We start from the raw sequence: 24,277 nt of genomic DNA on the forward strand, positions 1-24,277 counted from the left end.
GGAGTTCCGGAGCCCCGGAGCTTCGGACGTCCCGGAATCCCGGAGTCCCGGAGGACAGCCGATGCCCCGTCCCGCCCCGCTCAGCGAACCCTTCGGCACCACTCCCGACGGGTGGCAGGTGGAGCGCTGGCGGCTCACCTCGGCCGCCGGGGTCAGTGCCGAGATCCTCACCTACGGCGGCATCCTGCACACGCTGGACGTGCCCGACCGTGCCGGTCGGCGCGGCAATGTGGTGCTGTCGCTGCCCGACGCCGCCTCGTACGCCACCGACAGCCCGTACTTCGGCGCGCTCGTCGGGCGCTACGCCAACCGGATCGGCGAGGGGCGCTTCACCCTCGACGGGCGGGTGCACCGGCTGCCCGCCAACGACCGCGGCCACACCTTGCACGGCGGGCCCGACGGTTTCCACCGCAGGCTGTGGCGCGCCGAGCCGCTGCCCGGCGCGCTGCGGCTGACCCTGCACAGCCCGGACGGCGACATGGGCTTTCCCGGCGCGCTGGACGTCACGGCCACGTACACGCTGGACGACGCGGGGACGCTGGCGCTGGACTTCGAGGCGCGCGGCGACCGGCCGACGGTCGTCAACCTCACCAATCACGCGTACTTCAATCTCGCCGGGAGCGGCCAGGGGTCCGCGGCGGACGGTGAGCCGGGCGGCATCGAGCGGCACACGCTGTACGTCGCCGCCGACGGTTTCCTGCCGGTCACGCCCGAGGCCATTCCGTGGGGTCCCGAGCAGGCGGTCGCGGGCACGCCCTTCGATTTCACCGTCCCGCGCGCCATCGGCGACGGCATCGACGATCCGGACCCGCAGCTGAAGGCCGCCGAGGGGTACGACCACTGCTGGGTACTGAGGCCGGCGGACCCGGACGGCGCGCCGCGGGTCGCGGCGGTGCTCACCGATCCGGACAGCGGCCGGGTGATGGAGGTACGGACCACCGAGCCGGGCATCCAGGTCTATACCGCCAATCAGCTCGACGGCTCCCTGACCGGCCCCGACGGGCGCCCGCACCGGGCCCGCGCCGCGGTGTGCCTGGAGACCCAGCACCTGCCGGACTCGCCGAACCGGCCCGAGTACCCGTCCACGGTGCTGCGGCCCGGCGCCGTGTTCCGCAGCCGCACCGAATTCCGCTTTCCGCATCTCGCGGAGGACGAGGACCGGGCCGCGGGCGGGCAGGGGGGCGTCGTCGACCCGCCCGCGCCCATCGGTTCGGACCCGGCGGACGGCCGGTGACGGGCGCGGCGGCGGACGCGCCGCTGCTCGTCGTGGACGGTGCGAATGTCGTCGGCTCGGTGCCTGACGGCTGGTGGCGCGACCGGCGCGGGGCCGCCGAGCGGCTGCGCGACGCCCTGGCTCCCCTGGCCGCCACCGGTCTTGCCGCCGACAGCGGCGCACCGCCGTGGGCCTGCGGGCAGCCGCTCGACATCGTCCTCGTCGTGGAGGGCGCCGCCCGCGGCGTCGACCCGGTCCCCGGCGTCCGCGTCGAATCCGCCCCCGGCAGCGGCGACGACACCATTACCGAGGTCGCCGCCCACTCCCGCATCACCCACCCCGACCGCCCCTGCCTGGTCATCACCGCCGACCGCGAACTCCGCACCCGCGTCACCGAGGTCGGCGCGGCGGTCATCGGCCCCCGCGCCGTCCGCCCCCGGTGACGAACGGACCCGGGGCGGTCCCAGCGTCGGGTCCGAAATCCGCCAGCCCGGGTGGCGGGCGGCTCGCATACTGGGGGGCATGACGGTCGAGGACAGCAGGTACGAGGCGGTGAGCAGCCGGGACGCCCGGTTCGACGGGGTGTTCTTCTTCGCGGTGGCCACCACCGGGATCTACTGCCGGCCGAGCTGCCCGGCGATCACACCGAAGCGCGGGAATGTCTCCTTCTACGCCACGGCCGCCGCCGCGCAGGCGGCCGGCTTCCGGGCGTGCCGGCGGTGCCGGCCGGACGCGGTGCCCGGGTCGGCGGACTGGAACGCGCGGGCCGATGTCGTCGGGCGGGCGATGCGGCTGATCGGTGACGGGGTCGTGGACCGCGAGGGCGTGGCGGGCCTGGCGACCCGGCTGGGCTACAGCGCCCGCCAGGTGCAGCGGCAGCTCAACGCGGAGGTGGGCGCCGGACCCATCGCACTGGCCAGGGCGCAGCGCGGCCACACCGCCCGGGTGCTGCTCCAGACCACGTCGATGCAGGCCGCCGACATCGCCTTCGCGTCGGGCTTCGCGAGCGTGCGGCAGTTCAACGAGACGATCCGCGAGATCTACGCGGCCACCCCGACCCAGCTGCGGGCCGCCCGGCCCGCGAGGGACGCGCGGTCCGGACCGGTCGGCGGCGCGGCGGGCGTACCGCTGCGGCTCGCCTACCGCGGGGCGTACGCCGCCGGACAGGTCTTCGACTTCCTGGCCGCGCGGGCGGTGCGCGGTGTGGAGGAGGTCGTCGGCGCGCCGGGCGCCCGCACCTACCGCCGTACGCTGCGGCTCCCGCACGGCTCGGGCATCGCCGAGGTGTCCGAGCGGACCGGCGGCGGCAGCAGAAGCGGCGGCCAGTGGCTCGACTGCAGGCTGCACCTCGGCGACCTGCGCGACCTCACCACCGCGACGCAGCGCGTCCGCCGCCTCTTCGACCTCGACGCCGATCCGTACGCCGTCGCCGAACGCCTGGGCGCCGACACCGAGTTGGCCCCGCTGGTCGCCCGCGTCCCCGGCCTGCGCTCCCCCGGCACACCGGACCCCGACGAATTCGCCGTCCGGGCGCTGCTCGGCGAGGCCGCCGCGCCCCGGCCGCCGTCCGGCGCCGACGCGCTCGTCACGCGGTACGGCACCCCACTCGCCGCCCCGGACGGCGCCCTCACCCATCTCTTCCCGCGGCCCGCGGACCTGATCGCGGCGGACGTCCCCGGTCTCGACGGCCTGTGCCGCGCCCTCACCGACGGCGCCCTGCACCTCGACCCCGGCGCCGACCGCGACGCGACCGAACGCGCGCTGGCCGCGCTGCCGGGGGTCGGCGCCATGACCGCGTCCTTCATCCGGATGCGGGGCCTGGGCGACCCGGACGTCCTGCCGGGCGGCGCGGCCGGCGAGGACGCCTGGCGGCCGTGGCGCTCGTACGCGGCGCACTACAGGTGGTGGGCGCAGGCGTGACGCGCGCCGGCGTCAGGGCTTGTCGCGGAGATTGTCCCGGCGGAGCCGCTCCTCCTCGAAGAGGGCGATGAATTTACGGGTGCGCTCATCGGGTTCGGGATCGGGCTCGTCCTCGTCGTCGTGGAGCAGGCCCTGTTCGCGCAGTTGCTGGTCCTGGACCATGACCGGCGGGATCGGGTCGGGGTCGGAGGGGCGCGGTCCTTCGGGGCCGTCGGGGCCGATCCTGACCAGGCGTTCGACCCGGACGATACGGAAGTGCCGGTCGCCGACGTCGAGTTCGTCGCCGCGCCGGGCGTCGAGGTCGTCGGCGGCGCGTGAGTAGATCTCGCGCTCGGCAGGGCCGAGGTCCTTCTGCCAGGGGAGCATGACGCGCAGTTGCATGGCGAGGCCGTCGCGCGCGGCCTGCGGGGTGGTGGCGGTGCCGGCGGAATCCGGGCGCCAGCGGGAGCCGTCGCGCTCGGCGGTCATGAAGGTGGCGGGCAGCAGCACACCGCCGGGGTGGGTGACGGCGGCGGCGCGAGAGTCGTCGCGCACATCGGCGGGCACGGTGCCCTTCTTCCGCAGCGCGGCCAGCAGTTCGACCTTGAGGATGCCCTCGGACAGTCCGGTGGCGTTGACCGGGTCGATGACCAGGCCGTCGGCGGGGTCGTAGTCGCCGCCGGTGGCGCCGGGCGGGCTCGGGTCCGGGTCGGTGTCGCGCGGCGGTTCCGGTCCGTCGGGCCCCATCCGGATGAAGCGTTCGGCGCGGACGATGCGGTAGCGGCTGCCGCGTACCGTCATCTCGTCCAGGGCCTCCCATTCGAGGCGTTCGCCCGCGGCGAGGTACTCCGCCTCGGCCTCCGCGTCGCCCTCCTGCCCGGCGGCCTGCGAGAGCCGGCGGAAGTGCGAGCCGAGGGTGTCGCGGGCGTCCTGCGGCGCGCGACCGCTGAAGTAGGGCTGCAACTTCCAGCCGCCCGACTCCAGTTCGCGGGCGATGCCGAAGACCGGGCCGCCCGCGAAGAGCATGGACGGATAGGTCTTTCTCGCCTTCCACGCCTCGATGTCGGCGAGCGCGGCGACCGGGGACTCAGGCGTGGTCACCCGGATCGTCTGGTAGGCAGGAACATCGTCGCCGTGCGCATCCATGGATCCAGCATGCCCATACGGCGGGCCCGTACGCGACCGATACGCGAAAGCCCGTCACTCTCGGATGAGTTGACGTGACGCGCGTCCACCGGGGGAAATGCGGGGCAAGGGTGTTTCAGGCGACGGGTGCGGCGAGCACGTGACCGATCCCTTCGGGTGACAGCAGGTGCTCGACGGCGAGCCTGCGGGCGCCTTCGATACCGGCCCGGCGGCCGAGCACGGTGGTCTCGATGGCGACGGTTCTGGTGGCCAGCGGGAGGGCGCGGCGGTAGACGGCGGCGCGGATGTCAGCGAGCAGATCGTCGTGCAGGCTGGCGATGCTGCCGCCGAGGACGATGGTGTCCGGGTTGTAGAAGCTGACCAGGGACGCGAGGACGTCGCCGAGCCGCTGGGCGGCGAGCCGCACCTGGCGGCGGGCCACCGGGTCGCCGGCCGCGACCAACCGGACGACGTCGGCGGCGTGTTCGGCCGCGAGCCCGGCCTCGCGGAGCTTGGCGGCGATCGCGGCGCCGGAGGCGACGGCCTCGACGCAGCCGGTGTTGCCGCAGTGGCAGAGCACGTCGTCGTGGCCGGGGACCCGGATGTGGCCGATGTCGCCGGCCGCTCCGGTGGCGCCGCGGTGCACGACGCCGCCGGAGACGATGCCGCAGCCGATGCCGGTGCCGACCTTGACGTACAGCAGGTGGTCGGCGGCGGGCCGGTGGCCGTACTCGCCGAGCGCCATCATGTTGACGTCGTTGTCGACGAGGACGGGGGCGTCGTAGCGGCCGGCGAAGAAGCCGGGGACGCGGTAGCCGTCCCAGCCGCGCATGATGGGCGGCCGGATCACGGTGCCGGTACGGGCCTCGACGGGTCCGGGGACGCCGATGCTGATGGCGCGTACGTGGGCGGCGGGGTGGCCGGCGTCGGCGAGCAGCCGGCCGATCTGCTCGTGCACGCCGGTGAGTACGGGTTCGGGTCCTGCGTTGATGTCGAGGTCCTCGGTGGCCTCGGCGAGGACCCGGCCGCCGAGTTCGGCGACGGCGACCGTGCGGTGGGTGGCGCCGAGGTCGACGGCGACCACGACGGCGCTGTCCGAGGCGAGTTGCAGGGTGAGCGGCGGGCGGCCGCGCTCGGTGGCCTCGGTGCCGGTCTCGACCAGCAGCCCCTTGGTGATCAGCAGGTCGACGCGCTGGGCGACGGCGGCCCTGGACAGGCCGGTGGCGGTGGCGAGTTGGCTGCGCCGGGTGGCGCCGCCGGCGACGAGCCCGGCCAGTTCGCTGAGCGCGGTCAACTGCCGGTCGGTCGGTACGGTCATCGGTCCCCTACCCTCCCTCCGCCGGTCGTTGCTGATCTCCGGCGCTGATTTATGACAGAAGTTAGCCTAAATATTGCCATTGTCAACCGAAACAGCGGTGGCTAGCGTTCTCGGCGAGCGGAAAGGGAGGGCATTCGTGGGCCGGACAACCTCGGTTGCAGCAGGTTCCTCACTGCGTACGGCCATCGCCGGCGTGGGCATGATCGGGCAGGTGCATCTGGACGCGGTGCGCAGGAACGGCGCCCCTGTGGTCGGGGTCAGCGCGTCGACTCCCGCGCGGGCCAAGGAGGCCGCCGCGGCGCTCGGGGTGGAGCGGGCCTTCGACTCCTCGCAGGCGCTGGTCACCAGCGACGACGTCGATGTGGTGCACATCTGCACGCCCAACGGCGCGCACGCGGAGCTGGCGGAGCTGGCGCTGCGAGCGGGCAAGCACGTGGTGTGCGAGAAGCCGCTGACGACCTCGGGGGCGACGGCGGACGCGCTCGCGGCGCTCGCCGCTGAGACCGGTCTGGTCGCGGCGGTGCCGTTCGTCTACCGCTACCACCCCATGGCCGCCGAGGCGCGGGCCCGGGTGCGGGACGGCCGGGCCGGCGACGTACGCCTGGTGCACGGCCACTACCTCCAGGACTGGCTCTCTGAGCCGGACGACACCAACTGGCGGGTGGACACGGTTGCGGGCGGCCCGTCCCGGGCGTTCGCCGACATCGGCTCGCACTGGTGCGACCTGGTCGAGTGGGTGACCGGGCACCGGATCGCGGAGCTGACGGCGGTCAGCCAGACCGTGGACCGTACGGCGGAGGGCGCTGCGGTCCGGCCGGACACCGAGGACGTGGTGCAGCTGCTGTTCCGCACCGACCGCGGCGCGACCGGCACGGTGACGGTCTCGCAGATCTCGCCCGGCCGGAAGAACCGGCTGTGGTTCGAGGTCGACGGCACACGTACGTCGCTCGCCTTCGACCAGGAGAACCCCGAGTCGCTCTTCGTCGGCAGCCGCGGCGAGAACGCGGCGGTGCTGCGCGACCCCGCGGTGCTCTCGCCCGTCGCGGCCCGGCTGTCCGTGGTGCCCGGCGGGCACCCGATGGGCTATCTCGACTGCTTCGCCGCCTTCGTCCGCGAGGTGCACGCCGCGATCCGCGCCCCGCGCGCGGCGGACGGGCCCGCGGCCGACACCACCTGGGGCACGTACCCCACCTTCGACGACGCCGCCCGCATGGTGCGCCTGACCGAGGCCGTACTGGGCTCGGCGGCGGACCGGTCCTGGAAAGAGGTCTCCTGAGATGAAGCTGGGCTTCCTGACCGCCTGCCTTCCGCAGCTCCCGCTGGGCGACATCGCCGCCTGGGCGGCGGCGCACGACTACCAGGCGCTGGAGGTGGCCACCTGGCCGTCCACCGGCTCCCGGGAGTTCGAGGCCAGCCACATCGATGTGACCGGCTTCGACAAGCGACGGGCCGACGAGGTGAGCGCCCTGTTCGACCGGCACGGGCTCACGCTGTCGGCACTGGCGTACTACGAGAACAATCTGCACCCGGACGAGAGCCGCAGGGCGGAGATCGCCGCCCATGTCCGCGCCAATGTGGACGCCGCCCGGCTGCTGGGCGTGGACCACGTGGGCACCTTCGTCGGCCGCCACCCGGGGCTGACCGTCAAGGAGAACATCGCGCTGGCCGAACGGGAGCTGCCGCCCCTGGTGGAGTACGCGGGCGAGCGCGGCGTGAAGATCATCATCGAGAACTGTGTGATGGAGGGCTGGCACCCGGACGGCTACCCGGGGAATCTGGCCTACTCCCCCGAGCTGTGGGAGTGGATGTTCGACCTCGGCCTCTACCTCAACTACGACCCCTCGCACCTGATGTGGCTCGGCATCGACCCGGTCGAGGCGCTCAAGCCGTACATCGACCGGATCCCGCACGCCCAGGCCAAGGACGCGCAGCTCGACCCGCGCGCCAGGAACCGCTACGGCTTCTTCGGCCGGACCGTGGAGCGCGCCGACGGCTGGGACAGCGGCTGGTGGCGCTACCGGGTGCCGGGCCTCGGCGACGTGGACTGGCGCCGGATCGTCGACACCCTCTACGAGGGCGGCTTCACCGGCACCCTGTCCGTCGAGCACGAGGATCCCGTCTGGAGCGGCGACGTCCGACGGATCACCCAGGGCCTGGAGATCGCCCACCGCACGCTGCGCCCGCTCATCGTCGGCTGACCCGCGGCACCACGCGACGCCAACCGTCCCCCGCACCCGCCGTACCACCCCGCCGTACTTCCAGGAGGCATCGTCACGATGGCCACACCCCTGAGCATCCAGCTCTACACCCTCCGGGACCAGATCGCCGCCGACCGCGACGGCACGCTGTCCCGGCTCGCCGGCATCGGATACACCGCCGTCGAGGCGTACGACCCGACCGCCGACCCGACCGGTTTCCGCAAGGTCGTGGACGACCTGGGGATCAGCGTCAACAGCACGCACGCCTACGCCCTGTTCGACAAGGAGGCGGCGGAGGTCTTCGACGCGATCGCCACCGTCGGCACCGACCTGGTGATCATCCCCGGCGGGATCGCGCACGAGGAGTTCACCACCGCCGAGGGCCTGGACCGCACCGCGGCCACCCTCAACGGTTTCGCGGAGAAGGCCGCGGAGCGCGGTATGCGGATCGGCTACCACAACCACTGGTGGGAGATCGAGCCGCGCTTCGACGGCAGGACCGCGCTGGAGGAGCTGGCGGACCGGCTGGCCCCCGAAGTGTTCCTGGAGGTCGACACGTACTGGGCCGCGGTCGGCGGCGCCGATGTGCCGGCGCTGCTGCGCACCCTGGGCGACCGGGTGCTGGCGCTCCACGTCAAGGACGGGCCCGGGGTGAAGGACCAGCCGCACACCGCCGTCGGCAAGGGCACCATCGACGTGCCGTCGATCCTGGCCGCCGCGCCGCACGCGCAGCGGATCGTCGAACTGGACACCTGCGCGGGCGACATCTTCGAGGCGGTCGCGGACAGCCTCGCCTACCTCACAGAGCTGGAGCGTTCATGAGCGGCGGTCCGGTCGGCGTCGCCGTCGTCGGCGCCGGGGTGATCAGCACCCAGTACCTCGACCATCTGACCGTCTTCCCCGACCTGAAGGTGCTCGCGGTCGCCGACCTCGACACCGAGCGGGCCCGCGCGGCGGCCGGCGCCTACGGGGTGCCGGTGGCGGGCGACCTCGCGTCGGTGCTCGCGATCCCCGAGGTGGAGATCGTCGTCAATCTGACGATCCCGGCGGCGCACGCCGAGGTCGCCACCGCCGCGCTCCGCGCGGGCAAGCACGTCTACGGCGAGAAGCCGCTGGCGCTCGCGCCGTCCGACGGGGCGAAGATCCTGGCGGAGGCGCAGTCGCGGGACCTGCGGGTCGGGAGCGCTCCCGACACCTTCCTCGGCGCGGGCCTGCAGTCCGCGGCGCGGGCGCTCGCCGCGGGCGCCATCGGCGAGCCGGTCAGCGCCACCGCCGTCACGCAGGGTCCGGGGCCGGAGAAGTGGCACCCCAACCCGGAATTCCTCTACCAGTACGGCGCCGGGCCGCTGTTCGACATCGGCCCGTACTATCTGACGGCCCTGGTCGCGCTGTTCGGCCCCGTCGCCCGGGTCGCCGCCTCCGCGCGGCAGGCGCACGGGCACCGGGTGATCGGCTCCGGACCCAAGGAGGGCACCTCCTTCGCCGTCGAAGTGCCCACCCACGTCCACGCGTTGCTGGACTTCGCCGGCGGCCCCAGCGCCTCGGCGACCTTCAGCTTCGACTCCTCGGTGCCGCGCCGCATGATCGAGGTCACCGGTACCGAGGGGACGCTCTCGCTGCCCGACCCCAACACCTTCGAAGGGCCCCTTCAGGTCCGGGGGTTCGACGACGAGGACTGGCGCGACCTGCCCGTCACGGGCACCGTCGCCGGGCGCGGCCTCGGCGTGCTCGACATGGCCCGCGCCATCCGGGGCGGCGCCGAGCACCGCGCCTCCGGCGAACTCGCCCAGCACGTCCTGGACTTGATGGCCACCATCACGGACGCCGCGGAACACCGCACCGTCCGCACCCTGGAGACCAGCGCTCCGGCGGTCGCACCACTGCCGGACGCCTGGGATCCGGCGGCTTCGACGCTGACCTGACCAGCACCGAAGCCGCCGGCCCGCCGGCCGGCCCACCCGTGGGGGGATGGGCCGACCGGCTCCTCTTTTTGCCGCCCTCTCGCCTCCGGCGGCTTAGATCCGGTGTCGACGGTCTCCCCCAGACTTCGTCCGGGAGGTGCCCCCACTTCGACGGTCGCTCGTTCCTCGCTCCCTGCTCATCGTCTCTTTCGACACCGGCGCCGCCTTTGGCTCGCTGGCTACACCGGCTCACCGCACTCCGTAGAGGTGCCGTTCCTGGGGCGCCCAGGGGACGTGTGCGGCTGATTGGTGCGGGTATTACGCCGCAGGCAGCTGGTAATCCGGGAAGTTGCCCGGGAGGCGGTCAGGGGTCGGGCCCTCGGTGACGGCGTGGACGAGGAGTTCGCCGCCGACGAAGGCGCCGCGCCAGGAGGCGCCGAGGCCGCCGAAGAGTTCGTCGCGGTCGCCGCGCGAGCGGGGCGCGCCGTGGCCGACCTTGAAGGCCCGGACCTGGGCGGCGAGCCGCTGGGTGGTGCGCGGGTCGTCGCAGGACAGGGCGGCGACCAGGGCGCCGTTGGAGGCGTTCATGGCCGCGAGCAGTTCCGCCTCGGTGTCGACGAGGACGATGGTGTCGACCGGGCCGAACGGCTCGGTGTGGTGCAGCGGCGAGGAAGGCGGCGGCCCGAGCAGGGTGACCGGGGCGAGGTAGGCCGAGGTGTCCTGGCCGGGCAGGAAGAGCCCGGGGTCGAGGGCGCCGTGGTGCAGCGGCACCGCGCCGCGGTCGACGGCCTCGGCGACCAGGTCGGCCAGTTCCTTGGCCTTGGCCGCGTTGATCAGCGGCCCGAAGTCGAGGGCGGGCAGCGGGTCGTCGGGCGCGGCGACGGCCAGCGGGTGGCCGGTGCGTACGGACTTCACGGCCGGCAGGTAGGCGGCCAGGAAGTCGGCGAAGCGGGACCGCTGCACGACGAACCGCGGGTAGGCGGTGCACCGCTGCTTGGCGTAGTCGAAGAGCTTGGGGATCTGCGCGCCGAAGGCGTCCCAGTCGCTGTACTCCCACAGGCCCCAGCAGTTGAGGCCCTCCTGTTCGAGGATGTGCCGCTTGCCGACGTCGGCGACGGCGGTCGCGATCCGGGCGCCGGTGTCCCGGCCGCCGACGAAGGAGACGCAGCCGATCTCGGCGGACTGCACCAGCGCCTCGGACAGTTCACCGCCGCTGCCGCTGACCAGGGTGAGGGGGATGCCCTCGCGCCGGGCGAGCGCGGCGGCCAGGGTGAGGCAGGCGAGCCCGCCGTCGGTGGGCGTCTTGGCGATCACCGCGTTGCCGGCCAGCGCCTGGACGAGCACGGCGTGCACCAGCACGCTCATCGGGTAGTTCCAGCTGGCGATGTTGGAGACGGGGCCGCCGAGCGCGGTGCGGCCGGCGAGCATCGGCTCGATGCCGTCGACGTACCAGCGCACCCCGTCGATCGCCCGGTCGACGTCGGCGCACGCGAGCCGCCACGGTTTGCCGATCTCCCAGACCAGCAGCAGGGCCAGCAGGTCGCGGTGTTCGGTGAGGGCGTCCAGGGTCGCGGTGACCCGGGCCCTGCGCTCGGGCAGCGGCACGTGCCGCCATGCGCGGTGTTCGTCGAGCGCGGCGCGTACGGCCTGCCGCGCGGTGGCCGCGTCGAGCCGCGGCGGTCCGGCGATCGGGCTGCCGTCGACCGGTGAGACGGCGGGCAGCACCCGCCCGTCGGCCTGCCATTGACCGGCCCACAGGTTCAGGACGCGGTCGTCGCGGAACGCCTCGGGCGCCGCCTGGAGGGCGCGCCGCCACGCGTCGTTCCAGGCCGCTGCGGGCTTGAGGATGAGGGTCATGAGAACTCCGCTCTCGTATGGGGGGCGGATCTCGCGCGGCGCACCACCGCGCGTGCGTGCGGGTCGCGGCCCACGTCGTCGTGGTGCGGCCCGTCATGACCATAGCGACCGGCCCCGTCACGGTGCCGTCACCGGCCTCAAATGTGGTGAAGAGTACGGGTGTTGGGGCGTCACGACGGGTACGGGTGAGGGGCCGGCCGGCGGGATGCGCCCCCTTGGGCCGGCCGGCCCCTCGGCTTCTCGGTCGTCGCGCGGGTGCGGACCCGCGCTCGGTTACGGGTAGGTGGTCCAGGTGTCGTGCGAGTGGCTCGCCGTCACCGCGGGTCCCGTCTGGTCGATGACGTGGTTGATGTTGCCCGCGCCGCCGAGGACGGTGGTGACCATGTCGTGGAATTTCACGCCCGCCGAGGTGGGCGTCTCGATGGCGTGCCCGAGCACCAGGTTGGGGTGGTCGCGCAGATAGGCGTAGATGCCGAGTCCCCATGCCTCGTGCGAGGTGACGGAGTTGGCGACCTTGTACGAGGCGTAGCCGAGGTCACCGCCGCTGGTGGTCCAGCTGCCCTGGTCGGGTACGTCGTAGGGGGTCTCGCTCTGGTAGAAGTACGTGCGCCCGCCGTTGCCGTTCCAGGTGGTCTGGTACTTCTCGTAGTGCTCAACGAACAGGCCGTACATGGTGACGTCGGCGCCGTTGACGATCAGGCCCTGGGCGGCCGGATTGGTGTTCCAGCCGACGCCGTTGGAGTGGTCGCCGCGCCACAGCCACAGGTGGTCGCCGATGACATTGGCGCTGTTGACCACCAGGCTGGTGGTGGCCTTGCCCGCGATGTCGCCGCCGACGCGGAAGAACACGTCCTGCAGCGTGGTCGGGTTGGCGGCGTGGCTCGCGGTGGAGCCGGCCGGGCCGACCTGCATCAAGGTCGCCGAGTTGGTGGTGTTGGCGCTGATCAGCAGTCCGGCGATGTCGATGCCGTCGACGTCGGCGGTGGTGATCGCGGTGACGCCGTTGTCCGGCACCAGGGTGGCCATGCCGAGGCCGAGCACGACGGTGTTGGCCCGGGTGATGTTCAGCGGTGCGGACAGGTGGTAGACGCCGGGGGTGACGATCAGGTTCTTGCCGGAGCTGAGCGCGGCGTTGATCGTGGTGGCGGTGTCACCGGGCTTGACGATGTAGAACTGGTCGATCGGGATGGACGTGCCGGGCGAGGTGCCGTTGACCCAGTCCGGGCCCTGGACGTTGGTGCGCAGCGCCGGGTTGAACACCTGCCAGTTGCCGGAGCCGTCGACGTAGATGAACGGCTTCTCCTTGGAGACCGGGCTCTGGCCGACCGTGGTGTAGGGCGGGCTGGGGAAGGTGTTGCCGGGGGCGCCCTGGTCGCCGACGAAGACCATGTTCCAGTTGGAGCCGTTCCAGCTGCCCATCGAGCTGTTCTTGGTGAGGAACTGCTGCTGGGTGCCGGAGGTGATCTGGCCGGTGATCCGGGAGTTGCCGATGTAGCCGCCGCTGGACCAGTTGCCGGAGCTGCCGTGCGTGTTGTCGTACAGCAGCATGCCGCCGTGCACGTCCATCCGGCGGAAGGGGTCGGCCTGCGAGATCGCCCACATGGTGCTGCCGGAGCTGGGGCTCAGCGACATGTTCTCCACGTCGCGCCAGAAGTTCTGGGTCGCGTTGCCGTCGCTGGTGTGGCCCGCCACATGGATGCCGCCGCCGGTGATGTTGACCTGGTCGGGCGACAGGCCGAGGCCGGAGACCTGGGTGTAGTAGCCGACGGGGATGTCGACGTTGTACGTGCCGGGGGTGAACAGCAGTGCCTGGCGCTGGGTGCCGAATTCGTTGTTGACCTGCTGGTTGTAGACCGAGGTGACCTTGGACTGGATGCTGGACGCCGACATCGACGGGTCGAACACCGTGACGTTGGGACCGAAATCGGGGGTCCCGGCGGGCGGGTCGGTGGGGCCGCCGCCGTCGCTGCCGCTGACGTTGAAGGACTGCGCCGCGGTGCCGTTGCAGGTGTACTGCTGGAGCTGGACGCTGTCGGCCACCGAGGCGCCGGGGACGTCCAGGCACTTGCCGCTGTTGCGGTTGACGAAGTGGAAGGCGCCGCTCGCCTCCTGGACCGGCAGCCACTGCTGGTTGGCGCCGCCGCCGTACAGCCAGAGCTGGGTGAGCGCGCTGTCGGCGGTGGAGACGTTGGTGACGTCCCAGACCTGGGCGGGGGCGGAGCCGGCGCCGATCCGGTAGTAGCCGCTGTCGGTGGCGGTGAACTGCCACTGCTGGGCGCTGCTTCCGTTGCAGGTGTACTGCTGCACGGCGGTGCCGTTGCCGGTGGCGGCGGCCCGGGCGTCCACGCACTTGCCGCTGCCCACGCCGGTGACCGTGGCCGGGGCGGTGGGCAGGGTCGCGGCGCCGGCGCCGGGTGCGGTGACCAGGGCGAGGCCGGCCGAGGCCGGCAGCACAAGTGCCGCCACCAGGGCGGATGTTCGTCTGCGGGTGCGGGAGGTGCGGGTGCGCGTGCCGGGCACGGCGGGGACCTGGATCACACGTGTCTCCTCGGTCGCGTTGTGGGGTCGCGATGCGGTGTGGACGCTAAGCGCCGCCCGACTGCGAGTCAATACACATCAAAAAATAAGTCGTGAACTATCCGGTCGGAAAAAGGCCCGGCCGTCCGGCCGGGCCCTTCACGAGCGTGCCGCGGGCTGGGCCGCGCCGCGGGTCAGGAGTCGATGGTGTTCGTCATGAGCAGGCCGATCAGCACGAAACCGATCACGATCCGGTAGATCACGAAGGAGTTGAAGGAGTGCTTGGCGACGAACTTCAGCAGCCAGGCGATGGAGGCGTAGGCGATCACGAAGGACACCAGGGTGCCGACCGCGAGCGCGGGCACGCCGACTCCCCCGCTGGTGGCGTCCTTGAGTTCGTACAGTCCGGCGCCGGTGAGGGCGGGCAGGCCGAGGAAGAACGACAGGCGGGTGGCGGCGACCCGGTCCAGATCGCGGATGAGCGCGGTGGAGATGGTGGCGCCGGACCGGGAGAAGCCGGGGAAGAGCAGCGCGAGGATCTGCGAGCAGCCGACGATCATCGCGTCCTTGAAGGTGACCTGGTCCTCGCCGCGCTTGAATCGCGCCATCTGCTCGGCGCACCACATGACGACGCTGCCGCCGATCAGCGACAGGGCGACGACCCACAGCGAGCCGAGCGGCCCGTCGATCAGCGGCTTGGCGGCCAGGCCGACCACGACGATCGGGATGGTCGCGTAGATCACCCACCAGGTGAACTTGTAGTCGTGGTTGTCCCGCTCCCTCTTGTCCGTCACGCCCCTGAACCAGGCGCTGACGAACCGCTTGATGTCCGTGAAGAAGTAGACGAAGACGGCGGCGATGGCGCCGGTCTGGATCACCGCGGTGAATCCGACGACCGCGTTGTCGTCCACCGGGATGTTCATCAGGCCCTCGGCCATCTTCAGGTGTCCGGTGGAGGAGACCGGCAGGAATTCGGTCACTCCTTCCACGACGCCGAGAATGACGGCCTGGCCGACGCCGATGACGCTCATTTTGGGTGGTCCCGTCCCTGGTCTGCGGGCGGTGCGCACCCCGGCCCGTTCCGACTACATGTTCGTAGACAACGGGTCAGACTGTAGAGGATCGGCGGCCGGACCCCGAATCCGGGGCCCGGCCGCCGAAGGGGTCAGCAGGCGCCGAGATCCTGCCAGACGCCCCACTCACCGGTGGTGCCGGGCGTCTCGCCCGTCGTCCACCACTTGGCCTTCCAGGTGTGGCCGTTGTAGGAGACGGTGTTGCCGCCGACGTAGACCGCGCTGCTGCTCCACGGGGTGGCGGTGCAGCCGCTGCTGGTGCCGGTGACGGTCAGCGTGTAGGCGGCGGTGTGGGTCGTGGTGCCCGCCTTGCCGGTGACGGTCAGGGTGTACGTGCCGGGGGCCGCGGACGCCGTGGTGGCGACCGACAAGGTGGCGTTGCCGCCGGCCGTGACCGAGCCGGGGCTGACGGTCGCGGTGACGCCGGACGGGGCGCCGGAGACGGTCAGGGCGACCGACTGGGCGGTGCCGGAGGCGACGGCGGTGTGCACGCTGGAGGTGGTGGAGCTGCCGTGCACGACCGAGCCGGACGACGGGGTCAGCGAGACGCTGAAGTCGTTGGCCGGGGGCGGGGTGGTGGTGCCGCCGCCGGTGAACGGCTCGAAGATGTGGCTGAACTGCCAGGTGCTCTGCGTGGTGCCGGAGCAGGAGTCGGAGCCGCCCTGGCCGGGGCAGCCGCCGTTGTCGCGCTGCAGCGCCCAGAAGGACAGCGTGTTGATGCCCTTGCTCACCGCCCAGTTGTAGACGGTGGTGGCGTTGTCGGTGGTGAAGGTCTCCGCCGGGCCGAAGTCGTCGATGCCGGGCATCTCGGTGACGCCGACCATGCCCCAGATCTGCGCGTCGGTCTTCGACGGGTACAGGCCCTTGAGCTGGTCGTGCAGACCGGTGGCGGCGGTCTGGGTGTCGGTGGCCATGTTGTGCGTGGCGTTGTCGTAGTAGTCGAACGTCATCAGATTCACGACGTCGACCTTGACCCCGTTGGAGATCGCGTTCTGGATCACCGACAGACCCGAGCCGTCGCCGGCGGTGCCGGTGGTCAGGCCGTGGGTGGTGGTCGGCAGGGTGTACGAGAACTGCACGGTGCGGCCGTTGCTCGCGGCCCAGTCCTGGACCATCTTGACGGCCTTGTTGCGGCGGTCGATGCCGCCGGCGTTGGTCAGCGAGTTGTCCTCGATGTCGAGGTCGATGCGGCTGATGTCGTAGGTCGTGATGACCTTCTCGTAGGCCGCGGCTATGGAGCTGACGTTGGTGCAGCTGTCGGCGATCTCGGTGCCGCTGTTGTCGGCCGCGTAGCCGCCGAAGGACGGGATGACGTCGCCGCCGGCGGCCTGGAGCGAGTCGATGTCGGCGCCGAAGTTGGCCTGGCTGATGGGCATCCCGCTGTCGCCGTTCCAGTACGGGGTGCAGGAGCCGACGGACGGCGTCTGGATGAACGCCATGGTGAGGTACTTGTTCCCGGAGGCGTTGGCGAGTCCGGAGAGGCTGTCGCCGTTGTACGCCTCGAAGTACGGGGCGAAGACGTGGGCGGGCAGCGGGGTGGCGGCGTGCGCGGTGCCGCCGCCGGTCAGGGCGAGGCCGGCCGCGGCGGTTGCGGTGACGAGTCCGGTGAGCAGCGCGCGGAGGGGTCTGCGAACGGGTCCGGTCATGGACCGCGCTCCCTTCAGGGGGGATTGTGGGGGCCGACAGCACAACGAGCGTGCTGGTCTGGACCAATAATGCTGGTCCAGACCAGCTGACTGTCAAGAGTCCTAACAAACACTGTCAGGACTCCTAACAGATCATCGCGTCGGGCTCCGCCCCCGCCCGGTCCGCCCTCAGGGCCGCCAACTGGCCACGGCCAGCGCGGGAACGAACCGCGCGGCGTCCAGCGTGCCGACTCCGGTCGCCATGTCGTACCCCTTCACGGCGGTGTAACCGGTGACCCCGTCATAGGAGTTGTTCGTGCCGTCCTTGACGTCCACGATCCCGGTGAACCGGCTGTTGCCGCGGTAGAGCGCGTACAGCGCGCGGTGGATGTCGCCCACCCGGTGGCCCGCGAACTGGTCGGCCAGCGCGACGATCCCGGAGAACAGCGGGCTGGCCTCGCTGGTGCCGCCGTAGACGTCCCAGCCGACCGCCGTCGGGTCGTAGGAGGAGTACACCCACGCGCCGCCGTCGACGGCCGCGGTCATCGAGATGTCCGGGGTGCCGCGCCGGGAGCCGACGACATTCTTGACCGCGTTCTGGTACGAGGGCCGGGCGAAGACGTGCGACTGGCCGCCGCCGCCCGCGCCGTAGTCGTTGTACACACTGTCGGGCGCCGTGCGGTTGCCCGCGTCGTCCAGGTGCAGTTGGGTACCGCCGATCGAGGTGACCAGCGGGTCGGCCGACGGCCAGGAGTTCACCGGGTACGGGTAGTCGGTGCTGCCGTCCGCCATGGCGTCGGTGGCGCCGCCGTCGCCGGACGAGGCGAGCACCGTCACACCGCGCCGGGCCGCGGCCTCGAACGCGTACCGCAGCTTCTTGATGCTGGAGAAGTCGCCCTTGTCGAAGCCCGGGAAGGTGTTCTCGGTGGCGCCGAAGCTCTGGGTGATGACGTCGCCGACGCCGTGGTCGATCATCGACTTCTCGGCGTCCATCATCTCCGGCAGGCCGGTGACGCCCTCGGTCTCGGCGACGCCGGTTTCGACCAGCACGATGTGCGCGTCGGGGGCGACGGCGTGCGCCATCTCCACGTCCAGCGTGCTCTCCCCCGCCCAGCCGGTATGGTCCGGGTTGGTCGGGTCGAACGGCGGCACGTCGCCCCACTTGACGACCTGGACGTGCGAGCTGGGAATGCCGAACTGCTTGCTGTACACGTCGAGGTCGTGCTGGATCGTCGGCGAGCCGAACGAGTCCACGATCACGATCGTCCGGCCCCGGCCGGTGATGCCGGCCCGGTAGAGCGGCTTGAGGTCGTACGCCTGGCGGTACTGCTGCGGGGTGTAGCAGTTGATGCCCCACTTCGCCTGGCACTGCGCGTTGCTGAGCGGGCTGCTCACCCCGCTGATCAGGTGGTGTCCGGTGACCGCGGGCACGGGCTTCACCGACGGCGCGGTACGGGCCGGGGCGGCGAGCGCCGAACCGGCGGCGGGGGCGGCGGTCAGAGCGGCGGCGACCAGGGCGGTGACCCCGGCCGCCGCGACCGCGGCACGGGGCCGCGGGCGGAATCTGCGCATGGACTCTCCTTGTGTGGAGTGCGACCGCACGAGACGGATGCCGCGATCACACCCACAGATCATGCCCAGGACAAGTCGTTCCGCCGTTTGCTGCCGACCGCTTTACCCCGGATGGCCGTCGCTTTGCCCTTTCATGGGCATGCCATGACGGCAGGTCAGGACACGATGTCCTTGGTGCGGAAGCCGCGGAAGGCCAGCGCGGTCAGCACGATGGCGTACGACAGCGACACCGAGGTGCCCTGCACCATGCCGGACCACTCCATCGTCGGCTGGAGCGCGTCCGCCCACGAGAACTGCCAGTGCGCGGGCAGCACGTCCCGCCACGAGCCGAGCGCGGTCACCGCGTCCAGCACATTGCCGACGATCGTCAGGCCGACCGCGCCGCCGACCGCGCCCAGCGGCGCGTCGGTGACGGTGGACAGCCAGAAGGCCAGCGCGGCCGTGACCAGTTGGCTGATGAAGATGTAGACCACCGCGACCGCCAGCCGCGGCAGCGCGTCGCCGGAGGCCAGCGCCCCGCCGGTCGGCAGCTCCAGGTCGCCCCAGCCGTACGCGACGGTGCCCGCGAGCAGCGCGACCGCGGGCAGCAGCACGAGCGCGACCGCGCTGAAGCCGAGCGCCACGGTGAGCTTGACCGTCAGCAGCCGGGCCCGGGGCACGGGCGCGGCCAGCAGATAGCGCAGCGAGGACCAGCCCGCCTCCGACGCCACGGTGTCGCCGCAGAACAGCGCGACCGGCACCACCAGGACGAAGCCCGCCGAGACGAACAGGCACGTCGCGCAGAAGTTGGCGCCCGAGACGGTGGCGACGTCGATCAGCGTGGGGCCGTTGCTGCCCTCGCCGCTCGGGGTGCCGCCGATCGCGAAGGCCGCGATCAGGATGAAGGGCAGCGCCACCAGCAGGGCCGCCACGATCATCGTGCGGCGCCTGCGCACCTGCCGCCGGGCCTCGACGCGCAGCCGCAGCGTACGGCCCGGCCGGTAGCCGGGTGCGGTGGCTCGGCCGGGGGCGTCGCCCGGCGCTCCCGGGGCGGGTACGGGCGTGGCGGGTGCGGCGCTCACGAGGAGCCTCCGATCAGGGTCAGGAAGGCGTCCTCCAGGCGGCGGTGCGGGCCCACCCGGTCCACCGGCACGTCGAGACGGACGAGTTCGGCCACGAATTGCGCGGCGGTCAGGCCGTCGAGCACGGCCAGCAGACCGTCCTCCTCGCGGACCGCGGTGGCGACACCGGGCAGCGCGGCGACCTTCTCCACCACGCTCTGCGGCACCTCGCCCCCGACGCCGACCAGCACGGTGTCCGCCGAGCCGACGATGTCGGCGACGGGGCCCGCGGTGACCAGCCGTCCGCGGTCCATGACCACCAGATGCGAACAGCTCTGCTCGACCTCGGCGAGCAGATGGCTGGAGACGATGACGGTACGGCCGCCCTCGGCGTACCGGATCAGCACCTCGCGCATCTCGCGGATCTGCGGCGGGTCGAGGCCGTTGGTCGGTTCGTCGAGGATCAGCAGATCGGGCAGGCCGAGCATGGCCTGCGCGATGGCCAGCCGCTGCCGCATGCCCTGGGAGTAGGTGCGCACCGCGCGTTGCAGCGCGTCGCCGAGCCCGGCGATCTCCAGCGCCTCCTCCAGATGGGCGTCCTCGGCGGGGCGCCCGGTGGCCTGCCAGTACAGGTCGAGGTTGGCGCGGCCGGACAGATGCGGTAGGAAGCCGGCGCCCTCCACGAAGGCGCCGACCCTGGACAGCACCGGCGCCCCGGGCCGCACCGCCTCGCCGAACACCCGGATCTCGCCCTCGTCGGGGCGGATCAGGCCCATCAGCATCCGCAAGGTGGTGGTCTTGCCGGCGCCGTTCGGCCCGAGCAGACCGAGCACCTGGCCCCGCTCAACACGGAAGGACAGGTCCCGCACCGCGTACTGGTCGGCGGATTTCGCGTACCGCTTGCTGAGGCCGGTGATCTGCAACGGGACGGCGGCGAGCGCCGGGTCGGCGGGACGCGGGCGGACCCGGCGGCGGCCGGTGAGCAGCAGGGCGGCGGCCACCGCGAGCGCCAGCAGCGGCAGCAGCCACGCCCAGCGGGCGATCGCGGCGGCGTCGGCGCTCAGCCCCGCGTCGGTGGGCAGGGTGAGCGTCGGCGACGCCAGCGAGACGGTCAGGGCCGCGGGCGCGGCCGGTGAGGCGTAGCCGAGGTCCGTGGTGGACAGCACCACCCGCAGCCGGTGCCCGGAGGCGAATTCGTGGTCGACGGCGGGCAGTTGGACCCGGACGGTGGTGCCCCGCGGTGAACCGGCGATCCGCACGGGCGCGGCCAGCGAGGCGGGCAGCGTCTGTTTGCCGCCGGGCGTCACGTCGTAGAGCTTCGCGAAGAGCACCGCGTCGGGCGCGTCGGTGGCGACCTTCACCTCGACCGACGGGGCGCCGGTGAGCTGGGTGCCGCCCTTCAGCGGCGCGGACTGGAAGACGGCGATCTGGCCGGGGAAGTCCAGCGCCAGGCTCGCGCCGACCGACGAGAGCTGGGTGAGCGAGCCGAGTCCCGGCACCGCGGAGATCGCCGGCGGGGCGCCGCCGGCCGGATTGCTGATCCGCTGCGGCGGCCCGGCCAGCGCGACCTTGCGGCTGCCGGAACCGTCGAGTCCCGGATAGGCCGGGCCGCTCGCGCCGCGCAGGGTGACGCTGCCGTCGGTGGAGTTGAGGCCGCCGGTACGGGTGACCCGGAAGGCGGGTCCGGTGCTCTTGGACGTCTGCTTCTTCAGATAGTGGTCGAACCAGGCCGTCACGCGCTTGTCGATCCGGCCGTCCTCGGTCGGGCCGCCGTCGTGGCCGCCGGCGATCCAGTCGACGGCGACGGGCGCGCCGTTGGCCTTGATGGCCTTGGCCATGGCGTCGGACTGGGCGAGCGTGAACAGCGAGTCGGTCTGGCCCTGCACGATCAGCGCGGGGACCTTGATCCGGGACGCCACCGCGGACGGGCTGAGCGCGGTGAGCGTCGCGCGGGCCGCCGCGTCCGGCTTCCCGGCCTGCGCCACGCGCTGGTAGAGGGCGCAGACGGACGGTTCGAAACGCCCGCACAGCGGGTCGCCCGCCGACTTCCCCGCGCCCGGCGGCAGTTCACCGGCCGACGTGCCGCCATCGCCCGTCTCGGCGCCCAGCGGGGCCGAGCCGCTGGAGAAGAAGATCCCGGACCACAGCTTCTTGTACACATCGCTCGGGAAGAGCGCGTCGCTCAGATTCCAGTACGTCATCCGCGGTGCGATCGCGTCGATCCGCGGGTCGTATCCGGCGGCGAGCAGTGAGATCGCGCCGCCGTACGAAACGCCGCTGATGCCGACCCGCGGGTCGCCGGGCGCGTCCAGCAGCACTTCGGGCCGCCGCGCCAGCCAGTCGACGAGCCCGCGCACGTCGGCGACCTCGCCGTCCGGCGCGTTCAGCCCAATGCGGCCGGTGGAGTGGCCGAAGCCGCGCGCGGACCAGGTCAGGACGGCATAGCCGCGCCGGGCCAGCGCCTCGGCCTGGCCGCGCACATCGTCCTTGCTGCCGCCGAAGCCGTGGCCGAGCAGCACCGCGGGCCGACGTCCCGGTCCCCCGGCGGTGAAGTACGAGGTGTCCAGGCGTACGCCGCCGGCTCCGTCGAGCATCGCGTCACTGCGGCGCACCGTGCCGCCGCCACCGGCCGCCGTCGCCGTACCGACCGCGACACCGCCCGCCACCAGCACCGCGAGCGCGCCCGCTGCGGCGAACCACCGTCTGCGCCGCGGCCATCGAAGATCCATCCTTCGATCCTAGGCGGGCCGGCGGCCGGGCCGGGGCAGGGGCGGCGCTTTCTCCGGGATTTCCCATAATCCGGGCCTGTCACGCGTCTTGACTTCCGCGATTGTGCGTGCGTCGCATTCGGCGCTCGTGCGGCTGCGCGGGTGCGGGCCGGAGAATTTCCCGCGGGCTTCATGCCGCGTTCTCCCGGATATCGGCATTTGCTCGGCAATAGCGTGGTCCGGCGGGGCGGGGACTGTGCGAGAGCCCGTACGGGGTGCCTCGATCCGCCGGCGGCCGGCGGCGGCAGGAGATGCCGTGGAAATACCGCGCCCGGGTCCGCGCGGACGTGATCCGCGCGGACCCGGGCGGGTGAGCCGGGCTCAGCGGTGCGTGCCGCGCCTGCGGTTGAGGAGGAGCAGGCCGGCGCCCGCCGCGACGACGGCCGCGGCGATGCCCGCGATCATCGGCGTGGCGCTGGAGCTGCCGGTCTCGGCCAGGTCGCCGGAGGCCGGTGACGTACTGGCCTGCACCACCGGGGCGTTGGTGGTGGGCGTCGTCGCCGGGGTGGTGGGCGGCGTGGTGGTGGGGGCCGAGGTGGTCGGCGTGGCCGGGGTGGTCGGCGGCGGCGTGGAAGGCGTCGTCGGCGGCGTGGTCGGCGGCTTCTCGCACGGCTCGGACGTCTTGTACTCGTCCCGGCTGTACTGCTTGCCGTCGCCCGCGGTCACGACCAGGTGCACCTTGATCGCCGCGGTGTGCTCGGGCAGCGCGCCCGTGAAGTCGAAGTGGTCGCCGAACGAGTTCTGCTGGGTCAGCACCGCTCCGCCGTCGACCGAGAGGGTCACCGAGTTGGTGACGCGGCCGTTGTACGCGGTGAGGTGCACGGAGACCGAGGAGCAGGTCACCGACCAGTCGCTGTTGTGCGCCGACGCGGGAGCGGCCAGTACGGCCGACCCGATGAGGGCCGCCATTCCGGCCCCCGCTATGACACCCGAGCGCCTGCGGCCCTGGCGCGTCATCTGCATGAATCCTCCTTGAATTTCCCCGTGTTCGTGAGTCCGTGGCAACGCCCCCCGACCGCCAATAGCGCGGGACCGGGACCTTACACCCCACCGAATTCCGGCCCGGCACCGGCCCCCGCCATTACGGCGGCCGTATCAATTCACCTGCAATTCCCGGGAGTCGATCACCGGAATCGATCTTCCGGGCTCTGGCGGACCGGGATGCGGGTGCCGTCCGGTGGCACGGCGCGGCGCCGGACGGCGGTGTCGCGGCCCCCAGCGGGTCCTCGTGCCGTACGGCGGCTCGGGCGCCCGGGCCGCGCCGGGCGCGCGGGTGTGTCGGTGGCGGGCGGTACGGTGCGGGAAGCACGAGGTGAACGGTCCGGAGGACCGGCGACGGGCGGACCGCGGAAGGAGGCCGGGCGCATGACGAGGACGTTGACCGCCGCTCAGCGCAAGGCCGTCACCGGTTCCGATCCGGCGACCGGGCGGCTGTCGGCCCGCGCGGACGTCTGCGCCGCGCTGGCCACGGCCGGGCTCGCGGTGCGGCACGGCCGCAGTGGCCATCACGGCTACTACCTGTCCGAGGAAGGGCTGCGGCAGCGGGCCGCGCTCGCGGCGGCCGGGGCGGCCCGGCAGGCGGCGGACGAAGCGTCACCGCCCGCCGCTCCCGCCGCCCCTGGCGGGGCCTTCACCGCCGACGACGGTACGGGTACGGCGGCGGCCGACCGCGGACCCGGGCGTACGGCCGAGGTGGCCGCCGCGTGGGAGGGGCTGATCGGGATCCGGGCGGTGCTGCTCGACGGGGTGACGGACGTGCCCGCGCCGTGGGAGCGGGAACGGCTGGTGCACGCGGTGGCGCTGGCCCTGGAGGCGGCGGGCTGTCCGCCGGGCGGCGGCCCGGACGCGAGCGGATACGCCGTCGCCCTGTCCGGTCAGCAGGGCGCCGCCGAAGTGTCCTGGCGCGGCGCGGAATCGGCCGGGGCCGCGGCCGGGTCGCTCGCGCGGTGCGCAGTCCTGCTGGAGGCGCGCGGCTGGCAGTGCACCAGGCACCGCGACCGCGCCGGCCGCCCTTTCCTCCTGGTCTCGCCGCGCAGAAAAGCCTGACCGGCCACCGGCCGGGTCAGGATCAGCCGACTTACCCTCCACCTCCGCCCCGGCGCACCGTGCGCCCAACGGCGCCCCATAGGGGCGCGGGGAACTGCGCGCTCAGCCCACGCACGCGTTCAGAC

Annotated in this window: 18 protein-coding genes; 8 read left to right on the forward strand and 10 right to left on the reverse strand. The window is 72.6% G+C overall.

The window, feature by feature from the left end; genetic code table 11:
• Positions 1–61 precede the first annotated feature (61 nt).
• The 3 genes from BM076_RS08395 to BM076_RS08405 all read left to right on the forward strand — a co-directional run bounded on the left by BM076_RS08395 (position 62) and on the right by BM076_RS08405 (position 3,133).
• Positions 62–1,234, forward strand: a complete 1,173-nt coding sequence (locus BM076_RS08395) for an aldose epimerase family protein (RefSeq protein ID WP_093712796.1) — start codon at positions 62–64, stop codon at positions 1,232–1,234.
• Positions 1,231–1,656 (forward strand): PIN domain-containing protein, encoded by a 426-nt coding sequence (locus tag BM076_RS08400; protein ID WP_093712797.1) that lies wholly within the window; start codon positions 1,231–1,233, stop codon positions 1,654–1,656. The genes BM076_RS08395 and BM076_RS08400 overlap by 4 nt, the downstream gene beginning before the upstream one ends.
• Before the next feature lie 79 nt (positions 1,657–1,735).
• Positions 1,736–3,133, forward strand: coding sequence for a bifunctional transcriptional activator/DNA repair enzyme AdaA (locus BM076_RS08405; protein ID WP_093712798.1), 1,398 nt, complete (start codon positions 1,736–1,738; stop codon positions 3,131–3,133).
• Between the two features lie 12 nt (positions 3,134–3,145).
• Here the strand turns inward: BM076_RS08405 and BM076_RS08410 are convergent, their stop codons facing one another.
• Positions 3,146–4,258, reverse strand: coding sequence for a DUF5954 family protein (locus tag BM076_RS08410; protein WP_093712799.1), 1,113 nt, complete (start codon positions 4,256–4,258; stop codon positions 3,146–3,148).
• A 115-nt stretch (positions 4,259–4,373) separates the two neighbouring features.
• Positions 4,374–5,555: an ROK family protein gene (locus tag BM076_RS08415; protein WP_093712800.1), complete on the reverse strand. Its 1,182-nt coding sequence runs from the start codon at positions 5,553–5,555 to the stop codon at positions 4,374–4,376.
• 136 nt (positions 5,556–5,691) lie between these two features.
• Here BM076_RS08415 and BM076_RS08420 point away from each other — a divergent pair, with 136 nt between their 5' ends.
• The 4 genes from BM076_RS08420 (at position 5,692) to BM076_RS08435 (ending at position 9,675) form a co-directional block, all read left to right on the forward strand.
• A complete protein-coding gene (locus BM076_RS08420; protein ID WP_245795858.1) occupies positions 5,692–6,831 on the forward strand; it encodes a Gfo/Idh/MocA family protein in 1,140 nt (379 codons plus the stop codon).
• A 1-nt stretch (position 6,832) separates the two neighbouring features.
• Positions 6,833–7,753 (forward strand): sugar phosphate isomerase/epimerase family protein, encoded by a 921-nt coding sequence (locus tag BM076_RS08425; protein WP_093712802.1) that lies wholly within the window; start codon positions 6,833–6,835, stop codon positions 7,751–7,753.
• Between the two features lie 78 nt (positions 7,754–7,831).
• The gene (locus BM076_RS08430) at positions 7,832–8,575 is read left to right on the forward strand and encodes a sugar phosphate isomerase/epimerase family protein (RefSeq protein WP_093712803.1); all 744 of its coding nucleotides are present in this window, start codon (positions 7,832–7,834) and stop codon (positions 8,573–8,575) included.
• Complete coding sequence (locus tag BM076_RS08435; protein ID WP_093712804.1) at positions 8,572–9,675, forward strand: Gfo/Idh/MocA family protein; 1,104 nt, start codon at positions 8,572–8,574, stop codon at positions 9,673–9,675. The genes BM076_RS08430 and BM076_RS08435 overlap by 4 nt, the downstream gene beginning before the upstream one ends.
• A 297-nt stretch (positions 9,676–9,972) precedes the next feature.
• On the opposite strand, the gene BM076_RS08440 is transcribed toward BM076_RS08435, so the two are convergent.
• The 8 genes from BM076_RS08440 to BM076_RS08475 all read right to left on the reverse strand — a co-directional run bounded on the left by BM076_RS08440 (position 9,973) and on the right by BM076_RS08475 (position 23,069).
• Entirely contained in the window at positions 9,973–11,511 is a 1,539-nt protein-coding gene (locus BM076_RS08440) for an aldehyde dehydrogenase family protein (protein WP_093712805.1), read from the reverse strand.
• A gap of 273 nt (positions 11,512–11,784) precedes the next feature.
• A complete protein-coding gene (locus tag BM076_RS08445; protein WP_456151207.1) occupies positions 11,785–14,046 on the reverse strand; it encodes an RICIN domain-containing protein in 2,262 nt (753 codons plus the stop codon).
• Positions 14,047–14,222: 176 nt separating this feature from the next.
• Entirely contained in the window at positions 14,223–15,059 is an 837-nt protein-coding gene (locus tag BM076_RS08450; protein WP_093712806.1) for an undecaprenyl-diphosphate phosphatase, read from the reverse strand.
• Positions 15,060–15,193: 134 nt separating this feature from the next.
• Positions 15,194–16,747 carry a glycosyl hydrolase family 18 protein gene (locus BM076_RS08455; protein ID WP_093712807.1) on the reverse strand — a complete coding sequence of 518 codons (1,554 nt, stop codon included), beginning with the start codon at positions 16,745–16,747 and terminating at the stop codon, positions 15,194–15,196.
• Between the two features lie 168 nt (positions 16,748–16,915).
• Entirely contained in the window at positions 16,916–18,298 is a 1,383-nt protein-coding gene (locus BM076_RS08460; protein ID WP_093712808.1) for a S53 family peptidase, read from the reverse strand.
• Between the two features lie 155 nt (positions 18,299–18,453).
• On the reverse strand, positions 18,454–19,263 hold the full coding sequence (locus BM076_RS08465) for an ABC transporter permease (protein WP_245795915.1): 810 nt from the start codon (positions 19,261–19,263) through the stop codon (positions 18,454–18,456).
• Between the two features lie 92 nt (positions 19,264–19,355).
• On the reverse strand, positions 19,356–22,067 hold the full coding sequence (locus BM076_RS08470; RefSeq protein ID WP_093712810.1) for an alpha/beta fold hydrolase: 2,712 nt from the start codon (positions 22,065–22,067) through the stop codon (positions 19,356–19,358).
• A 360-nt stretch (positions 22,068–22,427) separates the two neighbouring features.
• Complete coding sequence (locus BM076_RS08475) at positions 22,428–23,069, reverse strand: LAETG motif-containing sortase-dependent surface protein (RefSeq protein ID WP_177246379.1); 642 nt, start codon at positions 23,067–23,069, stop codon at positions 22,428–22,430.
• Between the two features lie 402 nt (positions 23,070–23,471).
• Here BM076_RS08475 and BM076_RS08480 point away from each other — a divergent pair, with 402 nt between their 5' ends.
• A complete protein-coding gene (locus tag BM076_RS08480) occupies positions 23,472–24,152 on the forward strand; it encodes a hypothetical protein (protein ID WP_093712811.1) in 681 nt (226 codons plus the stop codon).
• Positions 24,153–24,277 lie beyond the last annotated feature (125 nt).

The organism is Actinacidiphila alni, from assembly GCF_900112845.1.
Taxonomy (GTDB): domain Bacteria; phylum Actinomycetota; class Actinomycetes; order Streptomycetales; family Streptomycetaceae; genus Actinacidiphila; species Actinacidiphila alni.

What these genes read in the sequence shown, in the direction of transcription:
- BM076_RS08430 (WP_093712803.1), top strand. Translation starts at nt 7,832, where the DNA reads ATGGCCACACCCCTGAGCATCCAGCTCTACACCCTCCGGGACCAGATC.
- BM076_RS08425 (WP_093712802.1), top strand. Translation starts at nt 6,833, where the DNA reads ATGAAGCTGGGCTTCCTGACCGCCTGCCTTCCGCAGCTCCCGCTGGGC.
- BM076_RS08470 (WP_093712810.1), bottom strand. Translation starts at nt 22,067, where the DNA reads ATGGATCTTCGATGGCCGCGGCGCAGACGGTGGTTCGCCGCAGCGGGC.
- BM076_RS08450 (WP_093712806.1), bottom strand. Translation starts at nt 15,059, where the DNA reads ATGAGCGTCATCGGCGTCGGCCAGGCCGTCATTCTCGGCGTCGTGGAA.
- BM076_RS08435 (WP_093712804.1), top strand. Translation starts at nt 8,572, where the DNA reads ATGAGCGGCGGTCCGGTCGGCGTCGCCGTCGTCGGCGCCGGGGTGATC.
- BM076_RS08455 (WP_093712807.1), bottom strand. Translation starts at nt 16,747, where the DNA reads ATGACCGGACCCGTTCGCAGACCCCTCCGCGCGCTGCTCACCGGACTC.
- BM076_RS08405 (WP_093712798.1), top strand. Translation starts at nt 1,736, where the DNA reads ATGACGGTCGAGGACAGCAGGTACGAGGCGGTGAGCAGCCGGGACGCC.
- BM076_RS08410 (WP_093712799.1), bottom strand. Translation starts at nt 4,258, where the DNA reads ATGGATGCGCACGGCGACGATGTTCCTGCCTACCAGACGATCCGGGTG.
- BM076_RS08395 (WP_093712796.1), top strand. Translation starts at nt 62, where the DNA reads ATGCCCCGTCCCGCCCCGCTCAGCGAACCCTTCGGCACCACTCCCGAC.
- BM076_RS08460 (WP_093712808.1), bottom strand. Translation starts at nt 18,298, where the DNA reads ATGCGCAGATTCCGCCCGCGGCCCCGTGCCGCGGTCGCGGCGGCCGGG.
- BM076_RS08440 (WP_093712805.1), bottom strand. Translation starts at nt 11,511, where the DNA reads ATGACCCTCATCCTCAAGCCCGCAGCGGCCTGGAACGACGCGTGGCGG.
- BM076_RS08415 (WP_093712800.1), bottom strand. Translation starts at nt 5,555, where the DNA reads ATGACCGTACCGACCGACCGGCAGTTGACCGCGCTCAGCGAACTGGCC.
- BM076_RS08475 (WP_177246379.1), bottom strand. Translation starts at nt 23,069, where the DNA reads ATGCAGATGACGCGCCAGGGCCGCAGGCGCTCGGGTGTCATAGCGGGG.
- BM076_RS08480 (WP_093712811.1), top strand. Translation starts at nt 23,472, where the DNA reads ATGACGAGGACGTTGACCGCCGCTCAGCGCAAGGCCGTCACCGGTTCC.